The following is a 16,936-nucleotide window of genomic DNA, read 5'->3' on the forward strand; positions in this document are numbered from 1 at the left end:
ATTGTGTTGTCTGTCATACCAGCTCCTCCAGCGGCTTAAAGCATGCACGCAAACGGCCATCCCCGAAACGCTCCAGCGGCGGTGCCGAGGAGCAGATATCCATCGCATGCGGACAGCGCGGCTGGAACGGACAACCTTTTGGCAGGCGCAGCAAGTTTGGCGGGTTGCCCGGAATAGTCATCATCGCGCCACCTTCGGCATCAAGACGAGGAACCGCATTGAGCAGGCCGATGGAATAAGGATGACAAGGTTCATAAAACACATCGCGTGCACGGCCATATTCCATGGTTCGCCCGGCGTACATCACCAGCACTTTGTCGCAGATACCGGCCACCACGCCAAGGTCATGCGTAATCATAATGATTGCTGTGTTGAACTCTGATTTCAGTTCATTCAGTAATGTCATGATTTGCGCCTGAACGGTCACGTCCAGCGCCGTGGTCGGCTCATCGGCAATCAGCAATTTAGGGCGGCACAGCAACGCCATTGCAATCATCACACGCTGGCGCATACCACCGGAGAATTCATGTGGGAACATTTTCATACGCTTGCGGGCTTCCGGCATTTTCACCGCGTCCAGCATGCGTACGGATTCTTCAAACGCTTCGCGCTTACTCATTTTTTTATGCAGGATCAGGACTTCCATCAACTGTTCACCCACGCGCATGTACGGGTTGAGAGAGGTCATCGGATCCTGGAAGATCATCGAAATCTGTTCTGCGCGCAGCTTATTGAGCTGTTGTTGTGGCAGATTGAGGATTTCGCGGCCATTAAATTTCGCCGAACCGCCGATGCGGCCATTACTGGCCAGTAATCCCATCAGAGCAAAGGCGGTTTGTGATTTGCCAGAACCGGATTCGCCCACAATGCCCAGCGTTTCGCCAGCACGCAGATCGAAATTCAGATCGTTCACTGCGGTAACGTCACCGTCCGGAGTCTCGAACGTGACGCGCAAATCCTGAACATCAAGTAAGATTGGCGGAACTTTGCCGTCAACCGCGGCGGGGGCTGCAAATGTGGAATGTTCAATGGTGCTCATGATTGCACTCCTTAACGATCTTTCGGGTCGAGGGCATCACGCAAGCCATCGCCGATAAAATTGAAACAAAACAGAGTTACAACCAGGAAGCCTGCCGGGAACAGCAGTAACCAAGGTGAAACTTCCATCGAGTTGGCGCCATCGCTTAACAACGCGCCCCAACTGCTCAGTGGTTCCTGTGTACCCAATCCCAGGAAGCTCAGGAAGGATTCAAACAAAATCATGCTCGGCACCAGCAGCGATGCGTAGACCACGACAACGCCCAGCACATTGGGAACAATGTGACGCAGGACAATATTGCGCGTGCTCACACCACTCACCAGCGCCGCTTCGATGAATTCTTTACGCTTGAGGCTGAGAGTCTGTCCACGCACGATACGCGCCATGTCCAGCCAGGACACCATCCCGATCGCCACGAATATCAGCAGGATGTTTTGCCCGAAGAAGGTCACCAGCAGAATAACGAAGAACATGAACGGGAAGGAGTTGAGAATTTCCAGCAGACGCATCATTGCGGAGTCAATTTTACCGCCCAGATAACCGGACAACGACCCGTAAAGCGTACCGAGAATAACGGCCACTAACGCTGCCGCTACACCGACCATCAGGGAAATACGTCCGCCGATCGCCACACGTACCAGCAAATCACGGCCTGAAGAGTCAGTGCCGAAATAGTGGTGAGAAGCAAAATCAGGTGCCGCTGACATCATATTCCAGTCGGTATCATCGTAGGAAAACTGGGATAACATCGGCGCAAACGCCACGAATAGCGCGATAAATGCCAGCACGATCAGGCTGGTGACCGCCGCACGGTTGTGCATAAAACGACGTCGTGCATCCTGCCACAGACTGCGGCCTTCAACTTCGAGTTTTTCGCTGAAGTTTTCCACGACGTCGCTATTTTTCTTACTTAACATCATTGACGTACTCCGGCATTAATAACGGATTTTCGGGTCGATGACGGCATAAAGCACGTCGACGATCGCATTGAATAATATGGTCAATGCGCCCACTAAAATGGTCAGGCTCAAGACCAGTGAGTAGTCACGGTTTAATGCACCGTTAACAAACAGCTGGCCAATGCCCGGCAATCCGAAAATGCTCTCGATGACCATCGAACCGGTGATGATCCCAACGAAGGCCGGTCCCATGTATGACAATACCGGCAGCAGTGCAGGTTTAAGCGCGTGGCGCAAAATGATGCGACGCAGCGGCAACCCTTTGGCGCGAGCTGTACGGATGAAGTTGGAATGCAGAATTTCGATCATTGAACCGCGGGTGATACGCGCAATACTGGCGATATAAGCCAGTGACAGTGCCACCATCGGCAGGATCATATATTTGGCACCACCGCCATTCCAGCCGCCGCCAGGCAACCATTTAAGCGTGATGGCAAATATCAGCACCAGTAACGGCGCAACCACGAAACTGGGTATGACCACCCCCGTCATCGCAACGCCCATCACCGTGTAATCCCATTTCGTGTTCTGGTTGAGTGCTGCGATAACGCCCGCACTGACTCCAAACACAATCGCCATGATAAATGCCGCCAGACCCAGTTTCGCTGAAACCGGGAAAGAAGCCGCAACCAGATCATTAACGGTGTAGTCCTTATATTTGAACGACGGGCCAAAATCGCCTTTCGCCAGTTGTTCTAAATAATGGAAATATTGCTTATACATTGGGTCATTGAGGTGATATTTCGCCTCAATGTTCGCCATCACTTCTGGCGGAAGATTACGCTCACCCGTAAAAGGGCTGCCAGGTGCAAGACGCATCATAAAAAACGAAATGGTGATCAGAATGAATAGCGTCGGAATCGCTTCCAGACAGCGGCGTAAAATAAACTTTAACATTGCCCGTACCTGTTTCTAAGCCTGTCACTACAGCTTGATAGTTTTGGCTTGGTCACGACGACTATCGGGTGATAGCCGCCGTGGTGGCTCTTTGCTTCAGCACCGAAAACCGGCACTAAAAACATTACCTTCATCAATAAAGAAGGAGCAAGGCAGCTCGGGGATGCCTTGCTCTGACACTGATTAATTAGTGTTTGATGATGTATAAGTCTTTAACGTAGACGTTGTCCTGTGGATCTTTACCGGTGTAACCACCAACGTATGGTTTCACCAGACGCGCGTTCACGTAGTAATAGACAGGCACAATCGCAGAATCTTTATCGAGCTGGGTTTCAGCTTTCTGATACAGCGCTGCGCGTTCTTCGTCAGTTTTCGCGGTCAGCGTGTCCGCGATGTCTTTATCAAACGCAGGGCTCTTATAGTGAGCCGTGTTGTTGCTGCTGTCAGACAGCATAGTGTTCAGGAAGGAAGAAGGTTCGTTGTAATCGGAGCACCAGCCAGCACGGGCGATATCGAAGTTGCCCTGATGACGGCTGTCCAGGAAGGTTTTCCACTCCTGGTTAACGAGTTTCACGTCAACACCCAGGTTTTTCTTCCAGATAGCGGCAGCGGCGATAGCCAGTTTTTTGTGCAGATCAGACGTGTTGTACAGCAGGTCGAAAGTCAGTGGTTTAGCTGGGGTATAACCCGCTTCAGCCAGCAGTTTTTTAGCCTGCTCGTTACGCTGTTCCTGAGTCTCTTTAAACCAGGCCGGAGGCGTCAGTTTTGCACCATCAGTGTAAGGAGGGGTATAGCCATAAGCTGGCAAATCGCCCTGCGCTTTTACTTTGTTCACGATGATGTCGCGATCCAGGCCCAGTTTCAGCGCTTCACGAACGCGTGAATCAGTGAATGGTGCTTTCTGGTTATTGATTTCGTAGTAATAAGTGCACAGGTACGGGTCAACGTGGACTTCGGTCGGGATTTCTTTTTTCAGTTTCTGGAACAGTTCGATCGGCATGTTGTTATAAGTCATGTCGATTTCGCCGCTACGGTAGCGGTTAACGTCAGTCACTTCAGAGGAGATTGGCAGGTAAGTGACCTGATTAATAACGGTTTTCGCGTTATCCCAGTAAGTCGGGCTACGCTCCAGAACAATGCGTTCGTTAACGGTCCAGGTTTTCAGTTTGTATGCACCGTTGCTCACGTAGTTTTCTGGTTGAGTCCATTTGTCGCCAAATTTCTCAACAACACTTTTGTTTACCGGCTTCATCGCGGTGTGAGACAGCATTTTGACGAAATAGGGAACAGGTTCGGTCAGAGTGACTTGCAGGGTATGGTCGTCAAGCGCTTTCACACCCAGAGTATCAGGGCTTTTCTTACCGCTGATGATGTCGTCAATGTTTTCGATATGACCGTATTGCAGATAGCTTTCATACGGAGACGCAGTTTTCGGATCCGCCAGACGCTGCCAGCTGTAGACAAAATCTTCGGCTGTTACAGGGTCGCCGTTAGACCATTTAGCTTCCGGGCGCAGGTGGAAGGTCCAGACTTTAAAATCTTTGTTTTCCCAACTGGTGGCTACACCAGGAATGACGCTGCCGTCTTTGCTATCGGTATTTACCAGACCTTCCAGCAAATCACGGATAACGTTAGATTCCGGCACGCCTTCGACTTTATGCGGGTCGAGAGACTGAACTTCAGAACCGTTGTTGCGCACCAGCTCTTGTTTGGCGGCCAGAGTCACGCCTGCTGGCACGTTGGCTGCGAATGCATTATTGATTGAAACAGATCCTACTGCAGCCAGAATGCAGGCAGCGAGCAGATTTTTTTTTGTGATGTTGGTCATTTTTATTCAACTCCAGTTTTTATTATGAACTTGCACGCCCGGGTGCAAGATAAACCCTTGCTGGGTCAATGGGTTTCAAAAGCAGGAACGAATTGCTCAAGAAAGGCCCCCATGTAGTTACCACCCGCAGATGGCTGTCCCCTATTACTGCATGTATTACTCAATAACGTTGGAAACGTCAGGCTGTTGTTCGCCATGTTGTTTCCGGGATCGTTAAGGATGATCCCACCCCATTTGATTTACCCCGTGCACAACAAAACAAGGTTCTGCGTCACACCAGGTAATCACATACTGTTATTCCTAACCTTAACAATATTATTTTCTTATTCGCCTCACGGCGATAGAAAGCCCTTCGCAGTTAAGCGCCTGAATTCAATTAATGAGAAGAAGAGATGAAGGTTTGTTTTGCTGAACCGGCAGACTCAACAAAAGACTATGTAATGTCGCCAGCACAATGCCCGGCTTTCTTTTCGCAGAAAGCGGATGAGGATAATTTTGTGGTACGCATTGCGACACGATACTCTCCAAAAACAAATAAAATGGCTTCAATCTTTCTGTCTCTAGCAAGATTCGTTCTCACTCAGAGCATCCCGCTTAACAAAATTCCATTTTTGAAGGCGATTTGAAAATTATCAGAAGCCTGATACAGGCGCCAATAAATTTTGCAAATTTGTTACGCAATTCTCTTTTACTGGTTACAAGCCCGATGAGCCACCCACAAGGAAACATTTGGAAACCTTGGTTAACTCATTGTTTATTGGCATTTTTACGATAATTTTTAGCGCAAAATTAACGTCACTGATTGCATAAGAACTCGCCTGACACAATCCGTTAACATTAAGATGTTTTCAAGGATAAACACCTGTTAACTGCGGTGTTAACACTAATAACATCTCGATACAGCATGCACAAGCCTTACAGAATGATGTGGATAAATTAGCGTCAAAACGGGCAGTAAAGATGCGTATTTAGCTAAAAATTCGCTAAGTTTATTAGAAGAAATGAAGACTTGGTTCGAAAAGAAGAATGAGACGTGGCTTTACGCCACATTTAGGTGCAAACGCGCTTAATTAAGTCATTAGCTGCACTATATTAATGCATCGCATTATAAGGAAAGGTAATAATTATCACGAAAACCCACCCGTGTTTCCGTGATAATTCAGTGACCAGCAGGTTAGAGCAGGCCAGGGAAAATAGCTTTAATCCCTGTCACAATAAATTCGATACCCAGAGACATCAGCAAAAGCCCCATGATACGCGTAATCACGTTAATCCCGGTTTGCCCCAGTAATCGCACCAGCAATGGTGCCGCTCTGAACAGTAACCAGCAACAAAATGCAAAGAAGATAATCGCAAGTGTCAGTCCCAGCAGATTCGGCCAACTGTGATAGCGTGAACTCCATACAATCGTTGAACTGATTGCGCCCGGTCCGGCCATCAGAGGTAGCGCAAGCGGAACCACCCCGACATTTTCACGTATCGCTGTTTCTGATTTTTCCTGCTTGTTCTGTTTGTCCTCGCCCAGTTTCCCGCTGATCATAGACATCGCAATGGTGACCACCAGGATCCCACCCGCAATTCGGAATGAATCAATCGATATACCAAACAGATGTAAAATGGCATCGCCCAGGAAAAGTGCAGTCGACAATATAATGGCAACCGACAGGTTTGCCGTCATATTGGTTTTATTACGCCCCGCTGCCGCCTGATAGCTTGTCATGCTGATGAAGACTGGCAAGATCCCCACAGGGTTGACCAGCGCAAACAGCCCGACGAAAAACTTGATATACCCTGAAAAATCTAATAAAGATTGGCTCACGCAGAACTCCGCATAACTATGCCAGTAGATGAAGGTTTTGATGGGCGCTAATGTACTGGAATCCCCGTAAAGGCGCCACGTCGTTTCATAGTTTTTATCACCAGATTTCCGAACAAAGGCAGTGAATACAACTTTTGTTAAAAAACAGATTTTTTATTGATAACTTTAGATACAAAACTGTATTATCCAAGGGAGAATTTGATAACCATTCTCAATATCAAGTTGCTGAAAGGTGTCAGCATCAGTATTTAGTGATCCAGATCAAATTGACGCTGCCTACAAATAGGTAATCTCAGTACATAGTCACTCAGCGTTACATGAAAGATAAAACGTCCAGTGATGAAGGTGATTTATTTAACGTCATCTGCTTTACCCGGTGCTTCACAACTGAAAGCTCTTTGAGCAAATAAAGAGACAAAGACAACACATTGAGAATCTTAGATTTAATTAGTTTCTCACGGTGACTGATAGCAGGTCTATACTAGTCTTTGGCGGATTATTTACTAAAAGAGTTTAACTTTATCAGGAGAGCATTATGGCTGTAACAAATGTCGCTGAACTAAACGCACTCGTTGCTCGGGTCAAGAAGGCACAGCGCGAATATGCCAACTTCAGTCAAGAACAAGTCGATAAGATTTTCGCTGCCGCCGCCCTGGCTGCTGCCGATTCTCGAATTCTGCTGGCAAAACTGGCTGTTGAAGAATCCGGAATGGGTATTGTTGAAGACAAAGTGATCAAAAACCACTTCGCTTCTGAATACATTTACAATGCTTACAAAGATGAAAAAACTTGTGGCATCCTGGGCCAGGATGACACCTTCGGTACCATCACTATCGCTGAGCCAATTGGTCTGATTTGCGGTATCGTCCCGACTACCAACCCAACTTCTACTGCAATTTTCAAGGCGCTTATCAGCCTGAAAACCCGTAACGGTATTATCTTCTCTCCACATCCACGTGCCAAGAATGCAACGAACAAAGCTGCGGATATCGTTCTGCAAGCGGCCATCGCTGCCGGCGCGCCAAAAGATATCATTGGCTGGATTGATGAACCAAGCGTAGAGCTTTCCAACCAACTGATGCACCACCCGGATCTGAACCTGATTCTGGCAACAGGTGGTCCGGGCATGGTTAAAGCAGCTTATAGCTCCGGTAAACCAGCAATCGGCGTGGGTGCAGGTAATACACCAGTCGTTGTTGATGAAACCGCAGATATCAAACGTGTTGTTGCTTCCGTCCTGATGTCTAAAACCTTCGATAACGGTGTCATCTGTGCCTCTGAGCAGTCCATCATCGTGGTTGATTCAGCTTATAATGCAGTCCGTGAACGTTTCGCTTCTCACGGCGGCTACATGCTGCAGGGTAAAGAACTCAAAGCCGTTTCAGATATCATTCTGAAAAATGGCGGCCTCAACGCCGCTATCGTAGGTCAGCCAGCAGTGAAAATTGCTGAAATGGCTGGCATTAAAGTGCCTGCGAATACTAAAGTGCTCATCGGTGAAGTCACCATTGTTGACGAATCTGAACCGTTTGCGCATGAAAAACTGTCCCCTACCCTCGCTATGTACCGCGCTAAGAATTTCGAAGACGCCGTCGCTAAAGCAGAGAAACTGGTAGAAATGGGCGGTATCGGCCATACCTCTTGCCTGTATACAGACCAGGACAACCAACCAGAACGTGTGAATTATTTTGGCAACAAAATGAAAACCGCACGTATTCTGATCAACACCCCGGCTTCACAGGGTGGTATCGGTGACCTGTACAACTTCAAACTTGCTCCGTCTCTGACGCTGGGTTGCGGTTCCTGGGGTGGTAACTCCATCTCTGAAAACGTCGGTCCTAAACACTTGATCAACAAGAAAACTGTAGCGAAGCGAGCAGAAAACATGTTGTGGCATAAACTTCCTAAATCTATCTACTTCCGTCGTGGCTCACTGCCAATCGCACTGGAAGAAGTGGCGACTGATGGAGCAAAACGCGCCTTCATCGTAACTGACCGCTTCCTGTTCAATAACGGCTATGCCGATCAGATCACCAGCGTTCTGAAAGGTCATGGTATTGAAACTGAAGTATTCTTCGAAGTTGAAGCTGACCCGACGCTGAGCATTGTTCGTAAAGGTGCTGAGCAGATGAACTCCTTCAAACCAGACGTTATCATCGCGCTGGGTGGTGGTTCACCAATGGATGCTGCGAAGATTATGTGGGTTCTGTATGAACACCCGAATACTCAGTTCGAAGATTTGGCGCTGCGTTTTATGGATATCCGTAAACGTATCTACAAATTCCCGAAAATGGGCGTAAAAGCGAAAATGATCGCCGTCACGACCACTTCCGGTACTGGTTCAGAAGTTACACCATTTGCCGTTGTTACTGACGATGCGACTGGCCAGAAATACCCACTGGCTGACTATGCTCTGACACCTGACATGGCTATCGTTGACGCCAATCTTGTCATGAACATGCCGAAATCACTGTGTGCCTTCGGTGGTCTGGATGCCGTCACTCACGCACTGGAAGCTTATGTTTCTGTACTGGCGAACGAATACTCCGACGGTCAGGCTCTGCAGGCACTGAAACTGCTGAAAGAAAACCTGCCAGCCAGCTACAAAGATGGCGCTAAAAACCCGGTTGCCCGTGAACGTGTTCACAATGCGGCGACTATCGCGGGTATCGCGTTTGCTAACGCCTTCCTTGGGGTTTGTCACTCAATGGCCCACAAACTGGGTTCAGAGTTCCACATTCCGCACGGTCTGGCTAACGCCATGCTGATTTCAAACGTTATCCGTTATAACGCCAACGATAACCCAACGAAACAGACGGCTTTCAGTCAGTATGACCGTCCGCAAGCGCGTCGTCGTTACGCAGAAATTGCAGACCATTTAGGTCTGGGCGCTCCTGGTGACCGTACTGCACAGAAAATCCAGAAACTGCTGACCTGGTTGGATGAAATCAAAGCTGAACTAGGTATCCCAACCTCTATTCGTGAAGCTGGCGTTCAGGAAGCTGACTTCCTGGCTAAAGTAGATAAACTGTCTGAAGATGCGTTTGATGACCAGTGTACCGGTGCTAACCCACGTTACCCGCTGATCGCCGAATTGAAACAGATTCTGATGGATACTTACTACGGCCGTGAATACAGTGAAGACGTAGCAGAAGAAGTTGCTGCTCCTGCGCCAAAAGCTGAAAAGAAAACCAGCAAAAAATAATCTGCTGAGATACTGATAGTAAAAAACCCGCTGAAAGGCGGGTTTTTTTATGGTCCGAATTCGCGATTTATCATTCAACTCTGGCTCATCGAACTTAGTCAGCGCTCATGACTTAGAGAGTCTTACTTTCATCCCTGCCATCAAACGCAGCCATCGCTTCTTTGTAATGCTTACGGCAGACCGAAACATAACTTTCATCACCGCCAATAACGACCTGTGCGCCATCATGTAAGGCGTTACCGTTCTCATCCAGTCTCAGGTTGCGGTTGGCTTTGCGACCACAATGGCAGATGGTTTTAAGCTCAACCAGTTTATCCGCCCAGGCCAGCAGATATTCACTGCCCTCAAAAAGCTCTCCGCGAAAATCCGTTCTCAGACCATAGCAAAGTACAGGCACATCCAGATCGTCCACAACGTCCGTCAGCTGCGATACCTGAGCTTTGGTGAGAAACTGGCACTCATCAATCAGAACGCAACTCAAACGCTGTGTGCGGTTCTCCTGAGCCACCAGATTGAAGAGTTCTGTCTCTGTGTTGTAAAGCTCTGCAGGAGACGACAAGCCGATTCGCGAACTGACTTTACCCTGACCATACCGGTTATCGAGTTCTGCTGTTAACACCAGCGTGCGCATACCACGTTCTTGATAATTATATGAAGATTGCAGCAACGAGGTGGACTTACCGGCATTCATCGCCGAGTAATAGAAATAAAGCTGAGCCATAAAGAAGTGATCCCATAAAGTAATGGATGGCATAAATTTTCGGCATGTATTGTATCACATGCCTGGCAGACTATAACAACCGGAGAGTGGCACTGATATCTGGCACGGGCGGGCATTCATTCCCGGTAAAGAAATCACAGAGGCTTACAATAAAAATTATACGACATGAGATAATTATGGCCTGCTGACACGGCAGAATACCCGCAATGAAAGCGCAGTTTATATGTCTGCATTGCAGAGTAAGAGTTTGTCTATACATTAAAAAAGACAATTGAAATGCTACCGGCAAAGAATCATTTTTCTGATCTTGTGCTTCATCTCTCAAGCCTTTCCATATCCTTACATTACATGACTTCACGGATCCTTTAATTTTGTGAACTCTCGCTGACTTAAAAAAACACTTACACAAAGCATCAACAATCCTCAACAGAGGATTGAAAATAGGGTTATCATCCCCAGATTAATAGCGCTAAGCGGCCTGGCTATATTTCTCTGCGGATAAACATTATTTGCTTTAAATGCGTAAATTAAGGTCAAGCAAACAAATTCGCTATTGCAGAATACAGAAGAGCATTCTATTATTAGCCAAACGCCCCCCACCAATATAATTTGAGACTAGTATAATGAGCGAAGCATTAAAGATTCTGAACAACATCCGTACTCTGCGTGCGCAAGCAAGAGAATGCACTCTGGAAACTCTGGAAGAGATGCTGGAAAAATTAGAAGTTGTTGTGAACGAGCGTCGCGAAGAAGATTCTCAGGCAGCTGCTGAGATTGAAGAGCGCACCCGTAAACTGCAACAATACCGCGAAATGCTGATTGCGGACGGTATTGATCCTAATGAATTGCTGCAGACAATGGCTGCGACTAAAGCGACCGGTAAAGCAAAACGTGCAGCACGCCCGGCTAAATACAAATACGTTGATGAGAACGGCGAAAACAAAACCTGGACTGGCCAGGGTCGTACTCCAGCTGTAATCAAGAAAGCAATCGAAGAGCAAGGTAAATCACTGGACGATTTCCTGCTGTAATTGCCCTGATTAACGTTACTGTTAATGCTAAAAAGCCCATCACTCTGATGGGCTTTTTGTTTTTATTACGCTGTAACAGGCGTACCGCAAATACAAAACTGATAAAACAGATTGATACAACCTGTTCAATAAACATCTATAAGATTTAACTGATTCCATAAAAAAAGGCTGCGTCAGCAGCCTTTAGCAAGAAATACAAAATCAAACCTGATAAAAGTCGCGATACCAGTCCACAAAGCGCTGTACGCCTTGCTCTACAGGTGTCTCAGGCTTGAAGTCAATCGCCTTAGCCAGCGGTGATGTGTCTGCGCTGGTCTCGTGTACATCGCCTGGCTGCATTGGCAGCATATTCTTACCCGCAACCATTCCCAACGCCTTCTCCAGCGCACTGATATACGTCATCAGTTTCACGGGGTTGCTGTTGCCAATATTATAAACACTATAAGGTGCAGAACTGCTGGCAGGAGAGCCACCTTCTACAGTCCAGTCCGGATCAGATTGTGGAATAACATCCTGTAAACGAACAATGGCTTCGGCGATATCATCGATATAAGTAAAATCACGACGCATTTCGCCATGGTTATAAACATCGATATTCTGCCCGGCAAGTATTGCTTTGGTGAACTTAAACAATGCCATGTCCGGGCGTCCCCACGGGCCATATACGGTGAAGAAACGTAATCCGGTCGTAGGGATCTTATAAAGATGTGAATAAGTGTGAGCCATTAATTCATTAGCCTTTTTCGTTGCGGCATACAGCGAAACAGGATGATCCACAGAATCATCCGTTGAAAAAGGCTGTTTTTTGTTCAGTCCATAAACTGAACTGGAAGAGGCATAAAGCAAATGTCCGACTTTATTATGACGACAACCTTCCAGAACATTAACAAATCCTATGAGGTTGGCATCCGCATAAGCCAGAGGATTTTCGATTGAATATCGGACACCCGCCTGCGCGGCTAAATGGATAACCCGTTCAAAACGCTGTTCCGCAAACAATGCGGCCATACCCTCACGATCAGCTAAATCCAGCTTAATAAATTCAAAGCCGACTTTATTTTCCAGCTGAGCAAGGCGGGCAAGTTTCAGATTGACGTCATAGTAGTCATTCAGATTATCAATGCCGATAACGGAATGACCCGCAGCCAACAAACGTTGTGACACATAGAACCCAATAAAGCCCGCTGCGCCAGTGACCAGATATTTCATGAAAACTCCTTACAGAACCGGATTGATTGATGCGCCACGACCTATGCCGTAGTAAGTAAATCCGCGTTTCTCCAAACGTTCAGGATCGAATAAATTACGACCATCAAAGATAACCGGCTCTTTTAATGCTTTTTTGATCACATCAAAATCAGGGGCACGGAAATTCTGCCACTCCGTACAAATAATCAACGCATCAGCATTGTGCAATGCCGCTTCTTTGGTGCCCATCAATTCCAGATCATCACGGTGACCATAGATCCGCTGCGTTTCATTCATCGCTTCAGGATCATAGGCTTTGATTTTCGCGCCTGCAGCCCAGAGTTGTTCCATTAATACGCGACTCGATGCTTCACGCATATCATCGGTATTAGGCTTAAATGACAGCCCCCACAGTGCAAAGGTTTTCCCTTTCAGGTCATCGCCAAAATGGCGCTGAATGAAAGCAGGCAATTTATATTTTTGCTGGTAATTGACCTGTTCTACCGCCTGCAACAATTTAGGCTGATAGCCAATATGCTCAGCAGTACGGATCAACGCCTGGACGTCTTTAGGGAAACACGAACCGCCGTAGCCGCAGCCAGGGTAGATAAAGTGGTAGCCAATGCGTGAATCAGAACCGATGCCCTGGCGGACTTTCTCGATATCCGCACCGAGCATTTCTGCCAGATTAGACATTTCATTCATGAAACTGATTTTGGTCGCCAGCATACAGTTAGCGGCATATTTGGTCAGCTCTGCACTGCGGATATCCATCAGGATCATACGATCGTGATTACGATTGAAAGGTTCGTAAAGTTCACGGATCGGATCAATAGCATCCGGGTTATCAGTACCGATGACAATACGTTCAGGTCGCATACAGTCTGCGACTGCTGCACCTTCTTTGAGGAATTCAGGGTTTGATACCACATCAAAGTTGATATCTGCACCACGTTCTTTGAGTTTCTCGGTCATTACTGCACGGACCTTGTCCGCAGTACCGACCGGAACGGTGGATTTATCGATGACCACTTTAGGTTCGGTCATGTACTCAGCAATCGTACGCGCCACGGCAGTCACATATTTCAGATCAGCGGAACCGTCTTCATCCGGTGGCGTACCCACCGCGATAAATTGTACCGTTGCATGCGCTACACCGTCAGCCGCATTGGTGCTGAAAAGCAAGCGCCCTGCTTCATAGTTGCTCTGAACCAGCGGTGTCAGGCCCGGTTCAAAAATTGGGATCTGCCCGTTTTTCAGGTTTTCTACTTTCTTTGCATCTACATCGATACACAAAACTTCATGCCCAACTTCAGCAAGAACCGCCGCCTGAACAAGTCCGACGTAACCGATACCAAAAACTGTTACTTTCATCAGCGAATTCCTATTTGTTATTTTAAACAATGTAAAATAGACAGCCAAATTTACCGGAACGGATTATACCAGTTTCAGCCGCAAGTGCGCCTGCAAAGGCATATTTTGCATTGAGATACATCTTAGAAGATTGAAATAAAGTGGGAAGACAAAAAAACGTGTGGGAAAAATGCTCAGGATTATTAATAAATTATTATCAATAGTAATAAATTTGCTCAATCAACAGACAGCATTAATCTCAGACGACCACCCGAACCCCAGACCTGACATTGCCAGGCATCACATTTCTGACTGATTTGATTGGAGTATGTTGCGCCAGTGGTGCCGAGCGGCACACCATTGCTGAGCTGAATCATATTGGTGCCGGTATTCACGTTGGCATGTAATCCCGCAGAAACCAGAATGAGATTCTTATACTCGGCATGATAATAACCAAGCAGCAACGGGAATTGTCCTTCGAGATTTGCCTGCTTGAATAAATGGTTGACCTGTTTAAGCAGCGTCGACATTTGTGGCAACCGCTGATGCTGATTACTTAAGTGCTCACGTAATAAGCTGTTAAAAATAGCCCGCAACAATAACGCCGCCAGTACGCCATTTTCGTTGGCACGGGTCACGTCCAGACAATAGAAACCGAGATCTTTGGAGGAAAGCGCGGCGATATCCAGCACCAGTCCCGGACTTTCCGCTGATGTCAGTTGCCGGTAGTTGATGCGGCAATGCGCCAGCCTCTGCTGAACCGGTGGCTGTAATTCCTGCAACAAACGCTGTGCTTCATTAGGATTACGGCACAGCGCCTCCCAGTCCTGAACCAGCGAACTTTCCTCCATCGCCTGTGATGAAAAAAGCTTCGGGTATAAAGACGAAAGCAGCGCTTCGCGTAACCGGTTGAGATCGCTGATCGGTTTGAGAAGAACGTCTTCCACGCCGAGTCGCAGCATTGATGCAACGTCGGTCATTTTATCCGTGGCGGAAATCACCAGAACAGGGATTTTATTTCCCTGTAATCGCAGGTTTTCGACGAACTCCATCCCGCCCATCTCAGGCATCGCCAAATCGCAGAGAATCAGGTCAGGCGGGTAATCTTCGACCAGAGACAAAGCCTCAAGGCCATTTTCGGCTTCCGTAAATGTCGCACCGAGGGAACTTACATAGCCAGCAAGTATGGATCGGAAGACGGCTTCGTCTTCAACGATGAGAATATGCTTGCTTGTAAGTGGCTTGTCCATCAGGGTCCCCCAGAATTTCTTATTCTAATAGTGGCTCATAAAGCCTGTTTTTGCTTGGCAGAATTGTCAGATTAGGCCAAACACATTTTAAGCCATTCAGAACTGTCTATTTTTAATCAGGGGTAGCAATTGCTCTCTCTGTTTTTCAACGGCAAGACGGCCTGCCTCGATCGCTTCTTCTGCCCGATGGAAGTCCAGCGTCGAAATTTGCGGGCAATAAGGCTGGATCAACACATCCGGCGGGTCGCCTGCCATGCGATTACGTTTGAGGCGGTTTTCCAGCACCTGAATGGACGTTGACATAATTTCCATCGCCGAGGGGCTGACGTTGGGTTTTCTGGCATTTGGACGGGTTAAACGCTGACGTATTCTGTCACGCCAGCTCACTTCTTTCTCAGTATCCAGTGCTTCGCCGGTCGGTTGTACCGTCAGCAAATCCTGCTGCATCAGATGCGCGTCGTGCTGGAGATCAACGGCGATAACGATATCAGCGCCAAGTGCGCGAGTCAGCGAAATGGGCACCGGATTCACCACCGCCCCATCAACCAGCCAGTAACCGTTGTGCCAGACCGGTGCCAGCAGGCCGGGCATACTGCACGAGGCGCGGATAGCCTCATGCAAGTCCCCTTTTGTCAGCCACAATTCGCGACCGGTACTCAGATTGGTGGCGACTGCGCCAAACTTCTTCGAGCACTTTTCAAACTCATCAATGCGGATCAACTGCCCCACGGCATTGAACACACGCTCTCCACGCAGCAATCCTCCGCGCTTCCACGAAAAGTCCATCAGTCGCAGCACATCCCAGTAACTGAACGAGCGAACCCAGCTTTCTATTGCAGGCAATCTGTTACTGGCGTAGGCCGCGCCGACCAGTGCGCCAACTGAACAACCAGCGACGACATCAACGTCGATATCCATTTCCTTCAGGGCATTAATCACGCCAATGTGTGCCCACCCTTTCGCGGCTCCCGAGCCAAGGGCAAGACCAATGGTGACTTTTCTGCTCATCTGATGACCTTATATTGCGCATAGCATTAGAATCAGCGGGGAAGCGCGTTGTCACCCGGCGAGGTTGTTAGGTAACATATCGCTTTGGTGCATTCAATAGCGCAACCTGCGCTATTGAATGTGTAAGCCCTGCGAATCAGGAGTTTCCGTGTCAGAACTTTGCCCATGTTGCAGCCATCTTCCTTACGAAGAATGCTGCCAGCCATACATCGCTGAGTGTAAAGTGGCGCCGACACCGTCTGCGCTGATGCGATCACGCTACACTGCTTACGTCCTGAAAAATGCGAGTTATCTGATCGCCACCTGGCATCCGGATTGTCAACCCGGGCGCTGGCGTGAAAGTTTACAGGAAGGCTTTACCAGTACGCACTGGCAAGGTTTACAGGTGATCGCTCAGTCAGAGGGACGCAATGCTGATGAAGGTTTCGTTGAGTTTGCTGCACGATTTACCGAAACCGGCGACGAACATATTCATCTGATCCATGAGCGTTCACGATTTCTTCGTTTGAACGAACGCTGGTACTATATCGACGGAATTAAACCGCAGACAGGACGCAATGACGCCTGCCCGTGCGGATCGGGTAAAAAATATAAGAAGTGCTGCGGTAAATAATTCAACCGTACTATTTTAAGTCTTG

At 47.9% G+C, this 16,936-nt stretch carries 13 protein-coding genes; 3 read left to right on the forward strand and 10 right to left on the reverse strand.

The features are described 5' to 3' along the window. Positions 1–13 precede the first annotated feature (13 nt). The 5 genes from oppD to GW591_RS08075 form a co-directional block, all read right to left on the reverse strand. Complete coding sequence (oppD, locus tag GW591_RS08055) at positions 14–1,039, reverse strand: ABC transporter ATP-binding protein (RefSeq protein ID WP_153376529.1); 1,026 nt, start codon at positions 1,037–1,039, stop codon at positions 14–16. Positions 1,040–1,050: 11 nt separating this feature from the next. After that, complete coding sequence (oppC, locus tag GW591_RS08060) at positions 1,051–1,959, reverse strand: oligopeptide ABC transporter permease OppC (RefSeq protein WP_013575944.1); 909 nt, start codon at positions 1,957–1,959, stop codon at positions 1,051–1,053. A 15-nt stretch (positions 1,960–1,974) separates the two neighbouring features. Then, entirely contained in the window at positions 1,975–2,895 is a 921-nt protein-coding gene (gene oppB, locus GW591_RS08065; protein ID WP_013575945.1) for an oligopeptide ABC transporter permease OppB, read from the reverse strand. 187 nt (positions 2,896–3,082) lie between these two features. Next, positions 3,083–4,723 (reverse strand): oligopeptide ABC transporter substrate-binding protein OppA, encoded by a 1,641-nt coding sequence (gene oppA, locus GW591_RS08070; protein ID WP_013575946.1) that lies wholly within the window; start codon positions 4,721–4,723, stop codon positions 3,083–3,085. A gap of 1,174 nt (positions 4,724–5,897) precedes the next feature. After that, on the reverse strand, positions 5,898–6,542 hold the full coding sequence (locus GW591_RS08075) for a YchE family NAAT transporter (RefSeq protein ID WP_013575947.1): 645 nt from the start codon (positions 6,540–6,542) through the stop codon (positions 5,898–5,900). A gap of 535 nt (positions 6,543–7,077) precedes the next feature. Between GW591_RS08075 and adhE the strand changes: the two genes are divergently transcribed. Further along, entirely contained in the window at positions 7,078–9,747 is a 2,670-nt protein-coding gene (gene adhE / locus GW591_RS08080; protein ID WP_013575948.1) for a bifunctional acetaldehyde-CoA/alcohol dehydrogenase, read from the forward strand. Between the two features lie 112 nt (positions 9,748–9,859). On the opposite strand, the gene GW591_RS08085 is transcribed toward adhE, so the two are convergent. Further along, the gene (locus GW591_RS08085; protein ID WP_013575949.1) at positions 9,860–10,468 is read right to left on the reverse strand and encodes a thymidine kinase; all 609 of its coding nucleotides are present in this window, start codon (positions 10,466–10,468) and stop codon (positions 9,860–9,862) included. 623 nt (positions 10,469–11,091) lie between these two features. On the opposite strand from GW591_RS08085, the gene hns reads away from it, so the two are divergent. Beyond that, positions 11,092–11,499: a histone-like nucleoid-structuring protein H-NS gene (gene hns / locus GW591_RS08090; protein ID WP_013575950.1), complete on the forward strand. Its 408-nt coding sequence runs from the start codon at positions 11,092–11,094 to the stop codon at positions 11,497–11,499. A gap of 201 nt (positions 11,500–11,700) precedes the next feature. On the opposite strand, the gene GW591_RS08095 is transcribed toward hns, so the two are convergent. From GW591_RS08095 to rssA, 4 genes are all read right to left on the reverse strand, one after another. Continuing rightward, a complete protein-coding gene (locus tag GW591_RS08095) occupies positions 11,701–12,708 on the reverse strand; it encodes an NAD-dependent epimerase (protein WP_013575951.1) in 1,008 nt (335 codons plus the stop codon). Between the two features lie 9 nt (positions 12,709–12,717). Beyond that, complete coding sequence (locus GW591_RS08100) at positions 12,718–14,061, reverse strand: UDP-glucose dehydrogenase family protein (RefSeq protein WP_013575952.1); 1,344 nt, start codon at positions 14,059–14,061, stop codon at positions 12,718–12,720. Positions 14,062–14,276: 215 nt separating this feature from the next. Continuing rightward, positions 14,277–15,290 carry a two-component system response regulator RssB gene (gene rssB, locus GW591_RS08105; protein ID WP_134707140.1) on the reverse strand — a complete coding sequence of 338 codons (1,014 nt, stop codon included), beginning with the start codon at positions 15,288–15,290 and terminating at the stop codon, positions 14,277–14,279. A gap of 96 nt (positions 15,291–15,386) precedes the next feature. After that, positions 15,387–16,298, reverse strand: a complete 912-nt coding sequence (gene rssA, locus GW591_RS08110; protein ID WP_013575954.1) for a patatin-like phospholipase RssA — start codon at positions 16,296–16,298, stop codon at positions 15,387–15,389. A gap of 148 nt (positions 16,299–16,446) precedes the next feature. On the opposite strand from rssA, the gene GW591_RS08115 reads away from it, so the two are divergent. Then, positions 16,447–16,911 carry a YchJ family protein gene (locus GW591_RS08115; protein WP_119261744.1) on the forward strand — a complete coding sequence of 155 codons (465 nt, stop codon included), beginning with the start codon at positions 16,447–16,449 and terminating at the stop codon, positions 16,909–16,911. The last annotated feature ends 25 nt before the right edge of the window (positions 16,912–16,936 follow it).

The sequence above is a fragment of the Rahnella aceris genome, assembly GCF_011684115.1.
GTDB lineage: Bacteria > Pseudomonadota > Gammaproteobacteria > Enterobacterales > Enterobacteriaceae > Rahnella > Rahnella aceris.

Coding starts and splice junctions, on each gene's coding strand:
- rssB (WP_134707140.1), bottom strand. CDS start 15,290: ATGGACAAGCCACTTACAAGCAAGCATATTCTCATCGTTGAAGACGAA.
- oppB (WP_013575945.1), bottom strand. CDS start 2,895: ATGTTAAAGTTTATTTTACGCCGCTGTCTGGAAGCGATTCCGACGCTA.
- oppD (WP_153376529.1), bottom strand. CDS start 1,039: ATGAGCACCATTGAACATTCCACATTTGCAGCCCCCGCCGCGGTTGAC.
- GW591_RS08100 (WP_013575952.1), bottom strand. CDS start 14,061: ATGAAAGTAACAGTTTTTGGTATCGGTTACGTCGGACTTGTTCAGGCG.
- oppA (WP_013575946.1), bottom strand. CDS start 4,723: ATGACCAACATCACAAAAAAAAATCTGCTCGCTGCCTGCATTCTGGCT.
- hns (WP_013575950.1), top strand. CDS start 11,092: ATGAGCGAAGCATTAAAGATTCTGAACAACATCCGTACTCTGCGTGCG.
- adhE (WP_013575948.1), top strand. CDS start 7,078: ATGGCTGTAACAAATGTCGCTGAACTAAACGCACTCGTTGCTCGGGTC.
- GW591_RS08085 (WP_013575949.1), bottom strand. CDS start 10,468: ATGGCTCAGCTTTATTTCTATTACTCGGCGATGAATGCCGGTAAGTCC.
- oppC (WP_013575944.1), bottom strand. CDS start 1,959: ATGATGTTAAGTAAGAAAAATAGCGACGTCGTGGAAAACTTCAGCGAA.
- rssA (WP_013575954.1), bottom strand. CDS start 16,298: ATGAGCAGAAAAGTCACCATTGGTCTTGCCCTTGGCTCGGGAGCCGCG.
- GW591_RS08095 (WP_013575951.1), bottom strand. CDS start 12,708: ATGAAATATCTGGTCACTGGCGCAGCGGGCTTTATTGGGTTCTATGTG.